Source organism: Tsuneonella amylolytica (genome assembly GCF_003626915.1).
Classification (GTDB): domain Bacteria; phylum Pseudomonadota; class Alphaproteobacteria; order Sphingomonadales; family Sphingomonadaceae; genus Tsuneonella; species Tsuneonella amylolytica.
This window is the reverse complement of record NZ_CP032570.1, coordinates 84,749-97,373: the sequence shown is the minus strand read 5'-3', so window position 1 is coordinate 97,373 and position 12,625 is coordinate 84,749. Positions and strand designations below refer to the sequence as shown.

Annotated in this window: 14 protein-coding genes; 11 read left to right on the top strand and 3 right to left on the bottom strand. The window is 67.3% G+C overall.

All coding sequences use genetic code 11. The features are described from left to right. Positions 1–15 precede the first annotated feature (15 nt). From D4766_RS00480 to D4766_RS00465, 4 genes are all read left to right on the top strand, one after another. Positions 16–561, top strand: coding sequence for a peroxiredoxin (locus tag D4766_RS00480; RefSeq protein WP_120715682.1), 546 nt, complete (start codon positions 16–18; stop codon positions 559–561). 107 nt (positions 562–668) lie between these two features. Further along, the gene (gene prfB, locus D4766_RS00475; RefSeq protein ID WP_120715680.1) at positions 669–1,796 is read left to right on the top strand and encodes a peptide chain release factor 2; all 1,128 of its coding nucleotides are present in this window, start codon (positions 669–671) and stop codon (positions 1,794–1,796) included. Between the two features lie 38 nt (positions 1,797–1,834). Beyond that, entirely contained in the window at positions 1,835–2,557 is a 723-nt protein-coding gene (locus tag D4766_RS00470; protein WP_120717955.1) for a class I SAM-dependent methyltransferase, read from the top strand. A gap of 44 nt (positions 2,558–2,601) precedes the next feature. After that, on the top strand, positions 2,602–3,993 hold the full coding sequence (locus D4766_RS00465; RefSeq protein ID WP_234024830.1) for an NAD(P)H-dependent flavin oxidoreductase: 1,392 nt from the start codon (positions 2,602–2,604) through the stop codon (positions 3,991–3,993). Between the two features lie 9 nt (positions 3,994–4,002). Here D4766_RS00465 and D4766_RS00460 read toward each other — a convergent pair whose 3' ends face one another. Then, positions 4,003–4,431, bottom strand: coding sequence for a nuclear transport factor 2 family protein (locus tag D4766_RS00460; protein WP_120715678.1), 429 nt, complete (start codon positions 4,429–4,431; stop codon positions 4,003–4,005). A 39-nt stretch (positions 4,432–4,470) separates the two neighbouring features. Further along, positions 4,471–5,478 carry a 2-hydroxyacid dehydrogenase gene (locus D4766_RS00455; protein ID WP_120715676.1) on the bottom strand — a complete coding sequence of 336 codons (1,008 nt, stop codon included), beginning with the start codon at positions 5,476–5,478 and terminating at the stop codon, positions 4,471–4,473. Between the two features lie 100 nt (positions 5,479–5,578). On the opposite strand from D4766_RS00455, the gene D4766_RS00450 reads away from it, so the two are divergent. Beyond that, on the top strand, positions 5,579–6,049 hold the full coding sequence (locus D4766_RS00450) for an SH3 domain-containing protein (RefSeq protein WP_120715674.1): 471 nt from the start codon (positions 5,579–5,581) through the stop codon (positions 6,047–6,049). On the opposite strand, the gene D4766_RS00445 is transcribed toward D4766_RS00450, so the two are convergent. Further along, positions 6,046–7,242, bottom strand: a complete 1,197-nt coding sequence (locus D4766_RS00445) for an acetyl-CoA C-acyltransferase (RefSeq protein WP_120715672.1) — start codon at positions 7,240–7,242, stop codon at positions 6,046–6,048. The genes D4766_RS00450 and D4766_RS00445 overlap by 4 nt on opposite strands. A gap of 131 nt (positions 7,243–7,373) precedes the next feature. On the opposite strand from D4766_RS00445, the gene D4766_RS00440 reads away from it, so the two are divergent. The 6 genes from D4766_RS00440 to D4766_RS00415 all read left to right on the top strand — a co-directional run bounded on the left by D4766_RS00440 (position 7,374) and on the right by D4766_RS00415 (position 12,608). Continuing rightward, positions 7,374–8,804, top strand: a complete 1,431-nt coding sequence (locus tag D4766_RS00440; RefSeq protein ID WP_120717953.1) for a coniferyl aldehyde dehydrogenase — start codon at positions 7,374–7,376, stop codon at positions 8,802–8,804. Positions 8,805–8,904: 100 nt separating this feature from the next. Beyond that, the gene (locus tag D4766_RS00435) at positions 8,905–9,279 is read left to right on the top strand and encodes an NADH-quinone oxidoreductase subunit A (protein WP_120715670.1); all 375 of its coding nucleotides are present in this window, start codon (positions 8,905–8,907) and stop codon (positions 9,277–9,279) included. Beyond that, a complete protein-coding gene (locus D4766_RS00430; RefSeq protein WP_234024829.1) occupies positions 9,270–9,875 on the top strand; it encodes a NuoB/complex I 20 kDa subunit family protein in 606 nt (201 codons plus the stop codon). The genes D4766_RS00435 and D4766_RS00430 overlap by 10 nt, the downstream gene beginning before the upstream one ends. A 14-nt stretch (positions 9,876–9,889) precedes the next feature. Continuing rightward, positions 9,890–10,837, top strand: a complete 948-nt coding sequence (locus D4766_RS00425) for an NADH-quinone oxidoreductase subunit C (RefSeq protein WP_120715668.1) — start codon at positions 9,890–9,892, stop codon at positions 10,835–10,837. Further along, positions 10,834–11,400: a hypothetical protein gene (locus D4766_RS00420; protein ID WP_120715667.1), complete on the top strand. Its 567-nt coding sequence runs from the start codon at positions 10,834–10,836 to the stop codon at positions 11,398–11,400. The genes D4766_RS00425 and D4766_RS00420 overlap by 4 nt, the downstream gene beginning before the upstream one ends. Next, positions 11,397–12,608, top strand: coding sequence for an NADH-quinone oxidoreductase subunit D (locus D4766_RS00415; RefSeq protein ID WP_120715665.1), 1,212 nt, complete (start codon positions 11,397–11,399; stop codon positions 12,606–12,608). The genes D4766_RS00420 and D4766_RS00415 overlap by 4 nt, the downstream gene beginning before the upstream one ends. Positions 12,609–12,625: the final 17 nt, after the last annotated feature.

The following is a 12,625-nucleotide window of genomic DNA, read 5'->3' as shown; positions in this document are numbered from 1 at the left end:
GACAGGACAAAACCCATGAAAGCGTTCGCCGCATTCGCCGCCGCCGTCGCGCTCGCCGCAGTGCCCGCCGCCGCCAGCCTGCCCGCCGGAGCCAGGGCGCCGATGTTCACCACGCAGGCGGCCAAGGCCGGCAAGCCCTTCGGCTTCAACCTGCGCAGTGCCCTCGCGAAAGGACCGGTGGTGCTGTATTTCTTCCCCAAGGCCTTCACCAAGGGTTGCACGCTGGAAGCCAACGCGTTTGCCGACGCGTCGCCCGAGTTCGCCCGCTACGGCGCGACGGTCGTCGGCCTCTCGAACGACAATATCGAGACGCTGAAGGAATTCTCTCAGAAGGAATGCCGCGACAAGTTCGCCGTCGGTTCCGCCAACGCGAAGATTGTCAAGGCCTACGATGTCGACCTGATGCGCGACGGCAAGAGCACCGGCCTCACCGAACGGACCAGCTACGTCATCGACCGCAAGGGCCGCGTCGTGTTCGTGCACTCGGACCTCGACTACAAGGACCACGTCCGCCTGACGCTGGACGCGGTCAAGAAGCTGCAGGCCGGCAGTCGCCGCTAGGCCGGTCCTCCATCGGCGGCGCGCGCATACCGCTCGCGCCGCTCCCCCTTTCCCGTTGTCGTCCCGTTCGCTAAGCGGCGGGCCGATCCTGCTGGAGTTCTGATATCATGCGTGCCGAGGGGCAGGCCCACATCGACCGTATCGAAGCCGCGCTGGCGCTGGTGCGCCAGTCGCTCGACTGGGAACGCGCGCTGCGCCGGCTCGACGAACTGAACGCGCGGGTCGAGGACCCGAACCTGTGGAACGATCCCAAGGAAGCCGAGGCGGTCATGCGCGAGCGGCGCCGGCTCGACGGGGCGATCGGCACGGTGAAGGAAATTTCGAGCGAGATGGCCGACGCGATCGAGTTCGTCGAGATGGGCGAGGCCGAGGGCGATGCCGAGATCGAGGCCGAGGGCCTCCAGTCGCTCGCCCGGCTCGCCGAACGCGCCGATGCCGACAAGGTGCAGGCGCTGCTGTCGGGCGAGGCCGATTCCAACGACACCTATCTCGAAATCCACGCCGGCGCCGGCGGAACCGAGAGCCAGGACTGGGCCGAGATGCTGCTGCGCATGTACGCGCGCTGGGCCGAGCGGCGCGGGTTCAAGGTCGAAACGGTCGAATACCAGGCCGGCGACCAGGCCGGCATCAAGAGCGCGACGCTGCTGCTGAAGGGCGAGAACGCCTATGGCTATGCCAAGACCGAGAGCGGGGTGCACCGCCTCGTCCGCATCAGCCCCTACGACAGCAGCGCGCGGCGCCACACGAGCTTCAGTTCGGTCTGGGTCTATCCGGTGATCGACGACAACATCGACATCGAGATCAACCCGGCCGACCTCAAGACCGATACCTACCGCGCGTCCGGCGCGGGCGGGCAGCACGTCAACACCACCGATTCGGCGGTCCGCATCACCCACGTGCCCACCGGCATCGTCGTCGCCAGCCAGCAGGACCGTAGCCAGCACAAGAACCGCGACATCGCGATGAACATGCTGAAGGCGCGCCTGTTCGAACGCGAGATGGCCATGCGCGAGGCGGCGGCCAGCGGGGAGTATCAGGAAAAGAGCGAGATCGGCTGGGGCCACCAGATCCGCAGCTATGTCCTGCAGCCGTACCAGATGGTGAAGGACCTGCGCACCGGCTACACCTCGCCGACGCCCGACGACGTGCTCGACGGCGCGCTCGATCCGTTCATTTCGGCCGCCCTGGCGCAGCGCGTGACGGGCGAGGCGGTCGAGGTCGAGGACACCGAGTGACCGGGCGCGCGGCATCCGCCGGTCAGGCCGCGCTGCTGATGGCCGCGAGCCTGCTCGCCGGGTGTCAGTTTGCCGGGCCGGGCGCCGACGGCGGCCGGGCCGAGACCGCGCGCGATTTCCCCCGCGCCCAGCGCGACGTCGCCGGTGTCGTCAGCAACCAGTTCTCCAACGAAAACCAGCGCGACAGCGTGGGCGAGGCGAAGACCGTCATGGACCTCGCCGACATCGCGCCCGGCATGACAGTGGCCGATATCGGCGCGGGCGAGGGCTACTACACCGTCCGCCTCGCCGAACGGGTCGGCCCGCGCGGCCGCGTGCTGGCGCAGGACATCGACCGCAAGGCGCTGTCCCGGCTCGGCCAGCGGGTGGAGCGCGAACGGCTCGACAACGTCTCGATCCGGCTCGGCACGCCCGACGACCCGAAACTGCCCGGCCACAGTTTCGACCGCGTGTTCCTCGTCCACATGTATCATGAGGTGGAGGAACCCTACGCGTTTCTCTGGCGGCTGTGGCCGAGCGTGCGGAAGGACGGGCGGGTGATCGTGGTCGACATGGACCGCCCCACCGGCCAGCACGGCATCGCCCCGCTGCTCCTCACTTGCGAGTTCGAGCGGGTCGGTTTCGAACTCGACGGGTTCGAGAAGGCGCCGGGCCTTGCCGGATACTATGCACAGTTCAAGCGTAAGGCTACCAGACCGCACCCGGCCGACATAAAGCCGTGCCAGCAGGATATTGTCGCGACGCAGGCCGCCGCGCAGTAAAGCAGATTACGGGAGAGTTCGAGATTTCCACCGCGTTCAAAGGGTTGCAGCCGATCGTCTATGGCGGCCGGGAAGTCTGGCCGCTGGTCGAGGGCGGGAAGGGCGTGTCCGCCACCAACCACCTGAGCTCGGGCGCCTGGGCCGCCGCGGGCGGCATCGGCACGGTGAGCGCGGTCAACGCCGACAGTTACGACGAGGACGGCAACCCCATCCCGCAGGTCTACCCGCAGGCGACCCGGGTCGAACGGTTTCATCAGCTCGTCCGCTACGCCATCGACGGCGCCACCGAACAGGTGAAGCGCGCGCACGAGATCGCCGGCGGCCGGGGCGCGATCAACATTAACGTCCTGTGGGAACAGGGCGGGGCGCAACAGGTGCTGGAAGGCGTGCTGGAGAACTGCCCCGGTCTCATAACCGGGGTCACCTGCGGCGCGGGCATGCCCTACAAGCTCGCCGAGATCGCAGCGAAGCACAACGTCCACTACCTCCCCATCGTCAGCTCGGCGCGCGCATTCCGCGCGCTGTGGAAGCGCAGCTATTCCAAGGTGCCCGACCTGATGGCCGCGGTCGTCTACGAAGACCCGTGGCTTGCCGGCGGCCACAACGGCCTGTCCAACGCCGAGGACCCGACGAAGCCGGAAGATCCCTATCCCCGCGTGAAGGCACTGCGCGACACGATGCGCGAACTCGGCGTGTCGGAGGAGACCGGTATCGTCATGGCCGGCGGCGTGTGGTTCCTGCGCGAATGGAACGACTGGATCGACAATCCCGAGCTCGGCAAGGTATTGTTCCAGTTCGGCACCCGCCCGCTGCTGACGCGCGAGAGCCCCATCCCCCAAGTCTGGAAGGACATGCTCCGCACGGTCGAACCGGGCGACGTGCTGCTGCACAAGTTCAGCCCGACGGGGTTCTACTCGAGCGCGGTGAAGACCCCGTTCCTCTACGACCTGATGCACCGCAGCGAGCGTCAGATCCCGATCTTCAAGCGCGACGAGGAAGACGGCACGATCCCGCTTTCGGATCACGGCAAGGCGAAGTATTTCTACGTTCACCCCGGCGACCAGAGGAAGGCGCTGGCCTGGATGCACGAAGGCTTCACCGAAGCCTTGAAGACGCCCGACGATACCGTCGTCTTCGCGACACCCGAAAGCGCGGAGCAGATCCGCGCCGACCAGCAGGCCTGTATGGGCTGCCTCAGCCACTGCCAATTCTCGAGCTGGAAGGATCACGACAACCACACGACCGGTCGCCTCGCAGATCCGCGCAGCTTCTGCATCCAGAAGACCCTGCAGGACATCGCCCACGGCGGCGACCCGGACGAAAATCTCGCCTTCGCGGGGCACGCGGCCTACCGCTTCAAGCAGGACCCGTTCTACTCGAACAACTACACGCCGACGGTGAAGGAACTGGTCGACCGGATTTTGACCGGGGATTGAGTTCCCGGCTCAGCGCCACAGCTGCATCGAGCGGACGGCTCCGGGCAGATCGGCGTGGTCGGCAAGGCCCGCGATCACCCGCTCGATCGCCTGCCATCGACGGCGCACTGCGGTGCGTCGCCAGACGGTCGTCACCATCGCCCTGGTCATGATCGGTTCGCGGTCGATCGACACGTCGAGTTCCACCGGCGCGCTGAATACCGCAAACTTGCCATGCCGCCGAACATAGACCGCGCCGAAGCGATAAGAACCGCAGCGCAAGCGCGATTCCGTGGCATCGAGCCAGCTTACGCGGTCGAGGATCGCTGGCGTATCCGCGCCGAAGAGGACTATCATGTCCCGCGCCGCCAGTTCTTTCATGTCACCCCGATTGCGCGCGATCCAGGCGCGCATCCAACGGTGTTCGAGGGCTTCGATGCGTGAGGCGAAGTCGTCCATCGCGCGCTGCCTATAGCAACACGCTTTCGGCGCAAGGTGCTAGACCAGCCCCTCCAGCACCTGGTCGGGCGGGCGGTGGCCGTCGGCCCAGAAGCGGATGTTGGCGATGACCCGTTCGCCGGCCTGTTCGCGCCCTTCGATCGTGGCGCTGCCGATGTGGGGCTGGGCGATGACGTTGGGCAGGGCGACGAGGCGTTCGTCGACGCGGGGTTCTTCGGGAAACACGTCGAGACCTGCGCCGCCAAGGTGCCCGCTCTCCAGCGCATCAATCATCGCGTCGTAATCGACGAGATCGGCGCGGGCGGTGTTTACGATGATCGCGCCCGGCTTCATCGCGGCGATGCGCGCCGCGCCGATCATGCCCTTGGTGTCGCGGTTCGACGGGCAGTGGAGACTGACGATGTCAGCGTCTCCGAGAAGATCGTCGAGGCTCTCCACCCAGGTCGCGCCGAACATCGCCTCCACCGCCTGCGGCAGGCGGCGGCGGTTATGGTAACGGATATCGAGCCCGAAGGCGCGCGCGCGGAAGGCGACCGCCTGGCCGATCCGACCCATGCCGACGATGCCGAGCACCTTGCCCGACAGCTTGCGGCCAAGAAGGGCGCTGGGCGCCCATCCGCTCCACTCGCCGCCGCGGATCAGCGATGTCCCCTCGCGCAGCCGGCGCGGCACCCCGATGATCAGCGCCATCGTGAGGTCGGCGGTATCGTCGGTGAAGACGCCGGGTGTGTTGGTGACGACGATCTTGCGCGCCCGCGCGGCGGCAAGGTCGATATGGTCCACCCCTGCACCGAAACTGGCGATGAGGCCAAGCTGCGGACCGGCAGCGTCGATCAGTTCGGCGTCGATCCGGTCGGTGACGGTCGGCACGAGCACGTCGGCTGTTCGCATCGCCTCGGAAAGCGCCTCGCGCGACATGGGTTCGTCGCTTTCGTTGAGGCGGGTGTCGAACAGTTCGGTCAGGCGCGTTTCGACCGAAGGGAGCAGGTGCCGGGTAACGACGACCCGGGGCGGGGCGGTGCGGCGCGGAGTGGGCGTGTCGGTCATCGCGGTGGGGGCTAGGGGTAAGGGGGCGGGGCGGTCAAGCGTGCGCGCACCGCGCCGGGCTTGCGCGAGCAGAGGCCGGCGCGCTATCTGCCGGCCCGCCATGCGTTTTCTGCCCATCCTCGCCGCCATCGCGCTGGCCGCGTCCGCCTTCTCGCCCGCTACCGCGCAGGAGCGCGAGGTGCCCTACTGGGCATCGATCCGGGCCGAGACGCTGAACATGCGCGCCGGCCCCGGCCGCGATTTTCCCGTGCGCTGGGTCTATCACCGCGAAGGCCTGCCGCTGAAGGTAATCCGCGTACACGAAGGCTGGCGGCTGGTCCGCGATCCCGCGGGCGACGAGGGCTGGGTCACCGCCAACCTGCTGAGCAAGGATCGCGGCGCGCTGGTCGTGGGCGAGGGGCTCGCGGCGATCCGCGCCGAGCCGTCCGATGCCGCGCGGCTCAACTGGAACGCCGAACCGGGCGTGGTCGCCAGGCTCGACGCGTGCGATGCCGGCTGGTGCCGCATCGACGTGGGCGGCCGGCGCGGTTTCATGCGCGCCGACCGGTTGTGGGGTGCGGGCGAGCCCTAGACGAGCTCGACGGCGATGGCGGTCGCCTCGCCGCCGCCGATGCACAGCGATGCGACGCCGCGCTTCAGGCCCTTCTGCTTCAGCGCGTTGAGCAGGGTCACCACGATCCGCGTGCCGCTGGCACCGATGGGATGGCCGAGCGCGGTCGCGCCGCCGTGCACGTTGATCTTGTCGTGCGGGATGCCGAGGTCCTTCATCGCGAACATCGCGACGCAGGCGAACGCCTCGTTGACCTCGAACAGTTCGACGTCGCCGATCGACCAGCCCGCCTTGTCGAGCACCTTCTGGATCGCGCCGACGGGGGCCACCGTGAAGTCCTTGGGCTCCTGCGCGTGAGCGGCCATCGCCACGATGCGCGCGACGGGCTCGGCACCCTTGTCCTTCGCCACGCTTTCGCGGGCCAGCACCACGGCCGCCGCGCCGTCGCTGATCGAGCTGGACGATGCAGCGGTGATTGTGCCGTCCTTGGCGAAGGCGGCACGCAGCTGGCGCAGCTTTTCCGGGTTGCCCTTGGGCGGCTGCTCGTCGGTATCGACGGTGGTTTCGCCCTTGCGGGTCGAGAAGGTGACCGGCACGATCTCGTCGGCGAAGGCGCCGCTGGTGATCGCCTTGTTCGCGCGGCGGAGCGATTCCACCGAGTAGTCGTCCATGTTTTCGCGGGTCAGCTGGTATTCGTCGGCGGTATCCTGCGCGAACGTGCCCATCGCGCGGCCCGCGTCGTAGGCATCCTCCAGCCCGTCGAGGAACATATGGTCGTAGGCGGTGTCGTGGCCGATGCGCGCGCCCGAACGGTGCTTCTTCAGAAGGTACGGCGCATTGGTCATGCTCTCCATCCCGCCCGCGACGGCCACGTCCATGCTGCCGCTGGCCAGCGCCTCGGCCGCCATGATAATCGTCTGCATGCCGCTGCCACAGACCTTGTTGACGGTGGTCGCCTGGACGGACTTGGGCAGCCCCGCCTTCAGCGCCGCCTGGCGGGCAGGGGCCTGGCCGAGGCCGGCCGGCAGCACGCAGCCCATGTAGATCCGCTCGATATCCTCGCCCGACACGCCTGCGCGCTCGACCGCCGCCTTCACCGCCGTCGCGCCGAGATCGGTCGCCGATACCTCGGACAGCGCGCCCTGCATCCCGCCCATCGGGGTGCGGGCGTAGCTGAGGACGACGACGGGATCGGCTTGAGAGAAGGTGGGCATGACGGACCTTTCGCTTTTCGTGTTGACCGCGATCTAGTGCTGCACTGCGGCAAAGGCAAACCGGCGCGCTTGCCAATCGCGGCGCGATGCCCGACACCCGTGGCAAAGCGCAACGCGAACGGAGAATCCCGATGGCCGACGACCGCAAGCCCGATCTCGAAGCCCTGCTGAAGAAACAGCGCGAGGCGTTCGTCGCCGCCCGGCCCGAGCCGCTCGACGCGCGCCGCGACCGGATCGAACGGGCGAACGCGCTGCTGAAGGAAAACGCCGAGGATTTGTGCAAGGCGATGAGCGCGGACTTCGGCAACCGTTCGGTCCAGCAGTCGATGATGACCGACATCTCCAGCACGATCGGATTCGGCAAGTACTGCCTCAAGAACCTGTCGGGCTGGGCGAAACCGGAAAAGCGCAAGGTGCAGTTCCCGCTCGCGCTGCTGGGCGCAAAGGCCGAGGTGCGGTTCGAGCCGAAGGGCGTGATCGGTATCCTCTCGCCGTGGAATTTCCCGGTGAACCTCAGCTTCGGGCCGCTGATGCAGGTCTTCGCCGCGGGCAACCGGGCGATGATCAAGCCGAGCGAGTTCACCGAACGCACCAGCGAGCTGATGGCCGAACTCGTCGCGCGGCGTTTCGACGATGCGGAGTGCACGGTCGTGACCGGCGGGCCCGACGTGGCGCACGCGTTCAGCGAGTTGCCGTTCGACCACCTCGTCTTCACCGGCTCGACCGCAACGGGGCGCAAGGTGATGGAGGCGGCGGCCAAGAACCTCGTTCCCGTCACGCTGGAACTCGGCGGCAAGAGCCCGGTCTTCCTTGGCAAGAACGCCGACCTCAAGAAGGCGGGCGAGCGGATCGCGCTCGGCAAGATGATGAACGCGGGCCAGATCTGCCTCGCGCCCGATTACATGATGGTGCCCGAAGAGGTCGAGGACGGCGCGATCGCCGCGGTGCAGCTGGGCGTCCACGAGATGTACCCGACGCTGCTCGCCAACGACGACTACGCCAGCGTCGTTACCGATAAGCACTTCGACCGGCTGCAGGGCCTCGTCGCCGATGCGCGCGCCAAGGGCGCCGAGGTGATCGAGGTCAATCCGGGTGAGGAGGATTTCGGCAACTCCAACACCCGCAAGATGCCGCTCACCATCCTGCGCAACGTCACCGACGACATGGCCGCGATGCAGGAAGAGATCTTCGGGCCGGTGCTGCCGGTCAAGACCTACAAGGCGATCGACGAGGCCATCGACTACGTCAACGCGCACGACCGGCCGCTCGGCCTTTACTACTTCGGCGACGACAGCGGCGAGCGCGAACAGGTGCTGACCCGCACGGTCAGCGGCGGGGTGACGGTCAACGACGTCGTCTTCCACGTCTCGATGGACGACCTGCCGTTCGGCGGGGTCGGCCCCAGCGGGATCGGCAGCTATCACGGGCCCGAGGGGTTCCGCGAGTTCAGCCACACCCGCAGCATCTATTCGCAGCCTAAGATCGACATCGCCAAGCTGGGCGGGCTGAAGCCGCCCTATGGCAGCGCGACCGACAAGGCGATCAAGGGAATGATGAAGTAGGCGCAAGCAAGGCGTCGATAATCGGCACCCCGCGGCCTTGCGCCGGGGGGCGCTGGCTTCTAGGGCGCAGGCGAACCTACAAAGCAAACGAGTCAGACGCTTGGTCGACCTGTCGCAATACCTCCCGATCCTGATTTTCCTCGGGATCGCCCTCGGGCTCTCCAGCCTGTTCGTGTTCCTGCCGATGGGCGTGAGCCGCCTGACCGGCACGCACAACCCGAACGCGGAAAAGAACAGCGAGTACGAATGCGGCTTCCCCGCGTTCGAGGACCCGCGCAGCCAGTTCGACGTCCGGTTCTATCTGGTGGCGATCCTGTTCATCATCTTCGACCTCGAGGCCGCGTTCCTGTTCCCCTGGGCGGTCAGCCTCGACATGACCGGCTGGGCCGGGTGGACCACGATGATGATCTTCCTGGGCGAACTCGCGATCGGCCTTGCCTACGCCTGGAAGAAGGGAGCTCTGGAATGGGAGTAGATCGCCAGCCCGGACTCGATCACATCCTTGCGAACCCGGGGGCCACGACCACCCGGACGGGGGCCGAGAACTGGGCACTGCACCCCGACAGCCGCCTGCCCGACGAAGGCTACGTCAACGCGCTGTCGACCGAGCTCGACAACAAGGGCTTCCTCGTCACCTCGACCGAGGAACTGTTCCAGTGGGCGCGCACGGGCTCGCTGTGGTGGATGACTTTCGGCCTCGCCTGCTGCGCGGTCGAGATGATCCACGTCAACATGCCGCGCTACGACATGGAGCGGTTCGGCGTCGCCCCGCGCGCATCCCCGCGCCAGTCGGACGTGATGATCGTGGCCGGCACGCTGTGCAACAAGATGGCCCCGGCGCTGCGCAAGGTCTACGACCAGATGTCGGACCCCAAGTACGTCATCAGCATGGGCAGCTGTGCAAACGGCGGCGGCTACTACCACTACAGCTATTCCGTCGTGCGCGGATGCGACCGGATCGTGCCGGTGGACATCTACGTCCCCGGCTGCCCGCCGACCGCCGAGGCGCTGCTTTACGGCGTGATGCAGCTGCAGCGGAAGATCCGCCGCAGCGGCACGATCGAGCGGTGAGGGGCGCGCATTAAATGGCAACCGTCCTCCACCCCGCCCCGAAGATCGCATCGAACGAAGGCGTCGAAGCCGCGCTGTCGGGCGCGCTCGGCGACATGTTCGTCTCCGCGAAGGAAGAGCATGGCGAAATCCTGTTCACCGTGGCGCGCGACAGCATCGAGGATGCGCTGCGCACCTTGCGCGATGATCACGCCTACCAGCAGCTGATGGAAATCGCCGGGGCCGACTATCCGGGCCGGCCCGAGCGGTTCGAAGTCGTCTACATGCTGCTCAGCCTGACGAAGAACCACCGCATCATGGTGAAGTGCACCGCCAGCGAAAGCACGCCGGTGCCGACCGTGACCACGCTGTGGCCCAACGCCGGCTGGCTCGAGCGCGAGGTGTTCGACATGTACGGCGTGCTGTTCGCCGGCAACACGGACCTGCGCCGTATCCTCACCGACTACGGGTTCGAAGGGCATCCTTTCCGCAAGGACTTCCCGCTCACGGGCTACACCGAGCTGCGCTATTCCGAGGACGAGAAGCGCGTCGTGTACGAGCCGGTGGAGCTGCCGCAGGACCTGCGCCAGTTCGATTTCATGAGCCCGTGGGAAGGCGCCGACTACGTGCTGCCGGGCGACGAGAAGGCTGCCGAGAAGCCCGCCACTCCGCCGGTCCACGAGCCCAAGGAAACCCCGAAGAAGGGCGTGAGCGGCGCCGGCGAGCCGACCGATTCCAAGGCGGCCGAACACGTCGCGCCCGCCGGCAAGGGCGGCACCGTGTCGGGCCAGGGGCAGGGCGAACCCGTGCCCGTCGACACCGGCACCCCGGCGCCCGATGCGCCCGAGCCGACCGAGACCCGCCCCGCACGCAAGCCGCGCAAGGGCAAGGGACGCGACACCGAACTCGCGACCGAGCCCGACAAGGCAGCCGCGCCTAAGAAGCCGCGCGCGCCGCGCAAGAAGAAGGGCGAGGGCGAATGAAACGCGCCGTGATCCTTGCTGCCGTGGCCGTCCTGGCCGCGTGCTCGAAATCCGGCGACGATGCCGCGACCGGCGGCGACAACGCCGGCGACTTCGCGCAGCGCGCTGGCGTCGGCGGCGCGCTTGCCGCAAACGGCCCGGTGCCCAGCGTTGCCGAAGTCAACGCGCAGCCCGTCGTCGCGCCCACCGGCAAGGCGCAGCTTACCCCGCTAACCAAGGAAGCACCGCGTGCGCTCGGCCGGATCAAGGGCGGCTGCTCGTTCATCTACCAGGGCCGTTCGTTGCTGGTCGTGGGGGCCGAAGATACCACCGATGCCAGCGGCAACGGCGTGCTCGTGATCGACGGCCGCCAGGTCGTCCTCCCCGGCGCGGCGCAAGGCGGGCCGCAGTATGTCGAGAGCGGACCCACGCTGACCGGCGGCGGCTACACTGTCGCGGTGCTGCGGGGCGACGGCGCGCCGACGATCAACGCGGGGCGCAACGAATGGTCGGCCGACCTGAAGGTCGACGGCCCCGGCGGCGAGACGGTGTTCTCGCCCGGAACGTGGAACTGCACGCCATGACGATGCAACTGGAACAGTCGCCCACCACCGGCGACGAGGTCATCACCAACTACACGATCAACTTCGGGCCCCAGCATCCCGCGGCGCACGGCGTGCTGCGCATGGTGATGGAGCTGGACGGCGAGATCATCGAGCGGATCGATCCGCACGTCGGCCTGCTCCACCGCGGCACCGAGAAGCTGATCGAGCACAAGACGTACCTTCAGGCGCTGCCGTATTTCGACCGGCTCGACTACTGCAGCCCGCTGTGCATGGAGCACAGCTACGTCCTCGCGATCGAGAAGCTGCTCAACGTCGAGGTGCCGATCCGCGCGCAGTACCTGCGGGTGTTCTTCGCCGAACTGACGCGCATCTCGAACCACATGCTCAACCTCGGCAGCCACGTGATGGACGTGGGCGCGATGACGCCGAACCTGTGGCTGTTCGAAATCCGCGAAGATTGCATGAACTTCTTCGAGAGGGCGAGCGGCGCGCGCATGCATAGTGCCTATTTCCGGCCCGGCGGCGTGCACCAGGACGTGCCGCTCAAGCTGCTGACCGACATCGCCGACTGGCTCGACACCCGCCTGCCGACGCTGTTCGAGGACGCGATGAGCCTGGTGGTCGACAACCGCATCTTCAAGCAGCGCAACGTCGACATCGCGGTGGTGAGCAAGGACGATGCGGTCGCCTGGGGCTTCTCCGGCCCGATGATCCGCGCCGCCGGCATCCCGTGGGATCTGCGCAAAAGCCAGCCCTACGACGTCTACGACCGGATGGACTTCGACATCCCGGTCGGCACCAACTCCGACTGCTACGACCGGTTCATGGTCCGCGTCGAGGAAGTGCGCCAGTCCGCGCGGATCATGAAGCAGTGCCTCGCCGAAATGCCCGAGGGCCCGGTGGCGAGCGAGGACCGCAAGGTGGTCCCGCCCAAGCGCGCCGAGATGAAGCAGTCGATGGAAGCGCTGATCCACCACTTCAAGCTCTACACCGAAGGCTTCCACGTTCCCGCGGGCGAAGTCTACGTCGCCACCGAAAGCCCCAAGGGCGAGTTCGGTGTCTATCTCGTGTCGGACGGGTCGAACAAACCCTACCGCTGCAAGATCCGCCCGACCGCGTTCAGCCACCTGCAGGCGATGGACTTCATGGCCAAGGGCCACATGCTGCCCGACGCGACCGCCATCCTCGGCGCAATTGACGTGGTGTTCGGGGAGTGCGACCGGTGATGGAAACTTGCTGCATC

Coding starts and splice junctions, on each gene's coding strand:
- D4766_RS00455 (WP_120715676.1), bottom strand. CDS start 5,478: ATGACCGACACGCCCACTCCGCGCCGCACCGCCCCGCCCCGGGTCGTC.
- D4766_RS00480 (WP_120715682.1), top strand. CDS start 16: ATGAAAGCGTTCGCCGCATTCGCCGCCGCCGTCGCGCTCGCCGCAGTG.
- D4766_RS00450 (WP_120715674.1), top strand. CDS start 5,579: ATGCGTTTTCTGCCCATCCTCGCCGCCATCGCGCTGGCCGCGTCCGCC.
- D4766_RS00425 (WP_120715668.1), top strand. CDS start 9,890: ATGGCAACCGTCCTCCACCCCGCCCCGAAGATCGCATCGAACGAAGGC.
- D4766_RS00445 (WP_120715672.1), bottom strand. CDS start 7,242: ATGCCCACCTTCTCTCAAGCCGATCCCGTCGTCGTCCTCAGCTACGCC.
- D4766_RS00470 (WP_120717955.1), top strand. CDS start 1,835: ATGGCCGCGAGCCTGCTCGCCGGGTGTCAGTTTGCCGGGCCGGGCGCC.
- D4766_RS00420 (WP_120715667.1), top strand. CDS start 10,834: ATGAAACGCGCCGTGATCCTTGCTGCCGTGGCCGTCCTGGCCGCGTGC.
- D4766_RS00430 (WP_234024829.1), top strand. CDS start 9,270: ATGGGAGTAGATCGCCAGCCCGGACTCGATCACATCCTTGCGAACCCG.
- prfB (WP_120715680.1), top strand. CDS start 669: ATGCGTGCCGAGGGGCAGGCCCACATCGACCGTATCGAAGCCGCGCTG.
- D4766_RS00440 (WP_120717953.1), top strand. CDS start 7,374: ATGGCCGACGACCGCAAGCCCGATCTCGAAGCCCTGCTGAAGAAACAG.
- D4766_RS00460 (WP_120715678.1), bottom strand. CDS start 4,431: ATGGACGACTTCGCCTCACGCATCGAAGCCCTCGAACACCGTTGGATG.
- D4766_RS00415 (WP_120715665.1), top strand. CDS start 11,397: ATGACGATGCAACTGGAACAGTCGCCCACCACCGGCGACGAGGTCATC.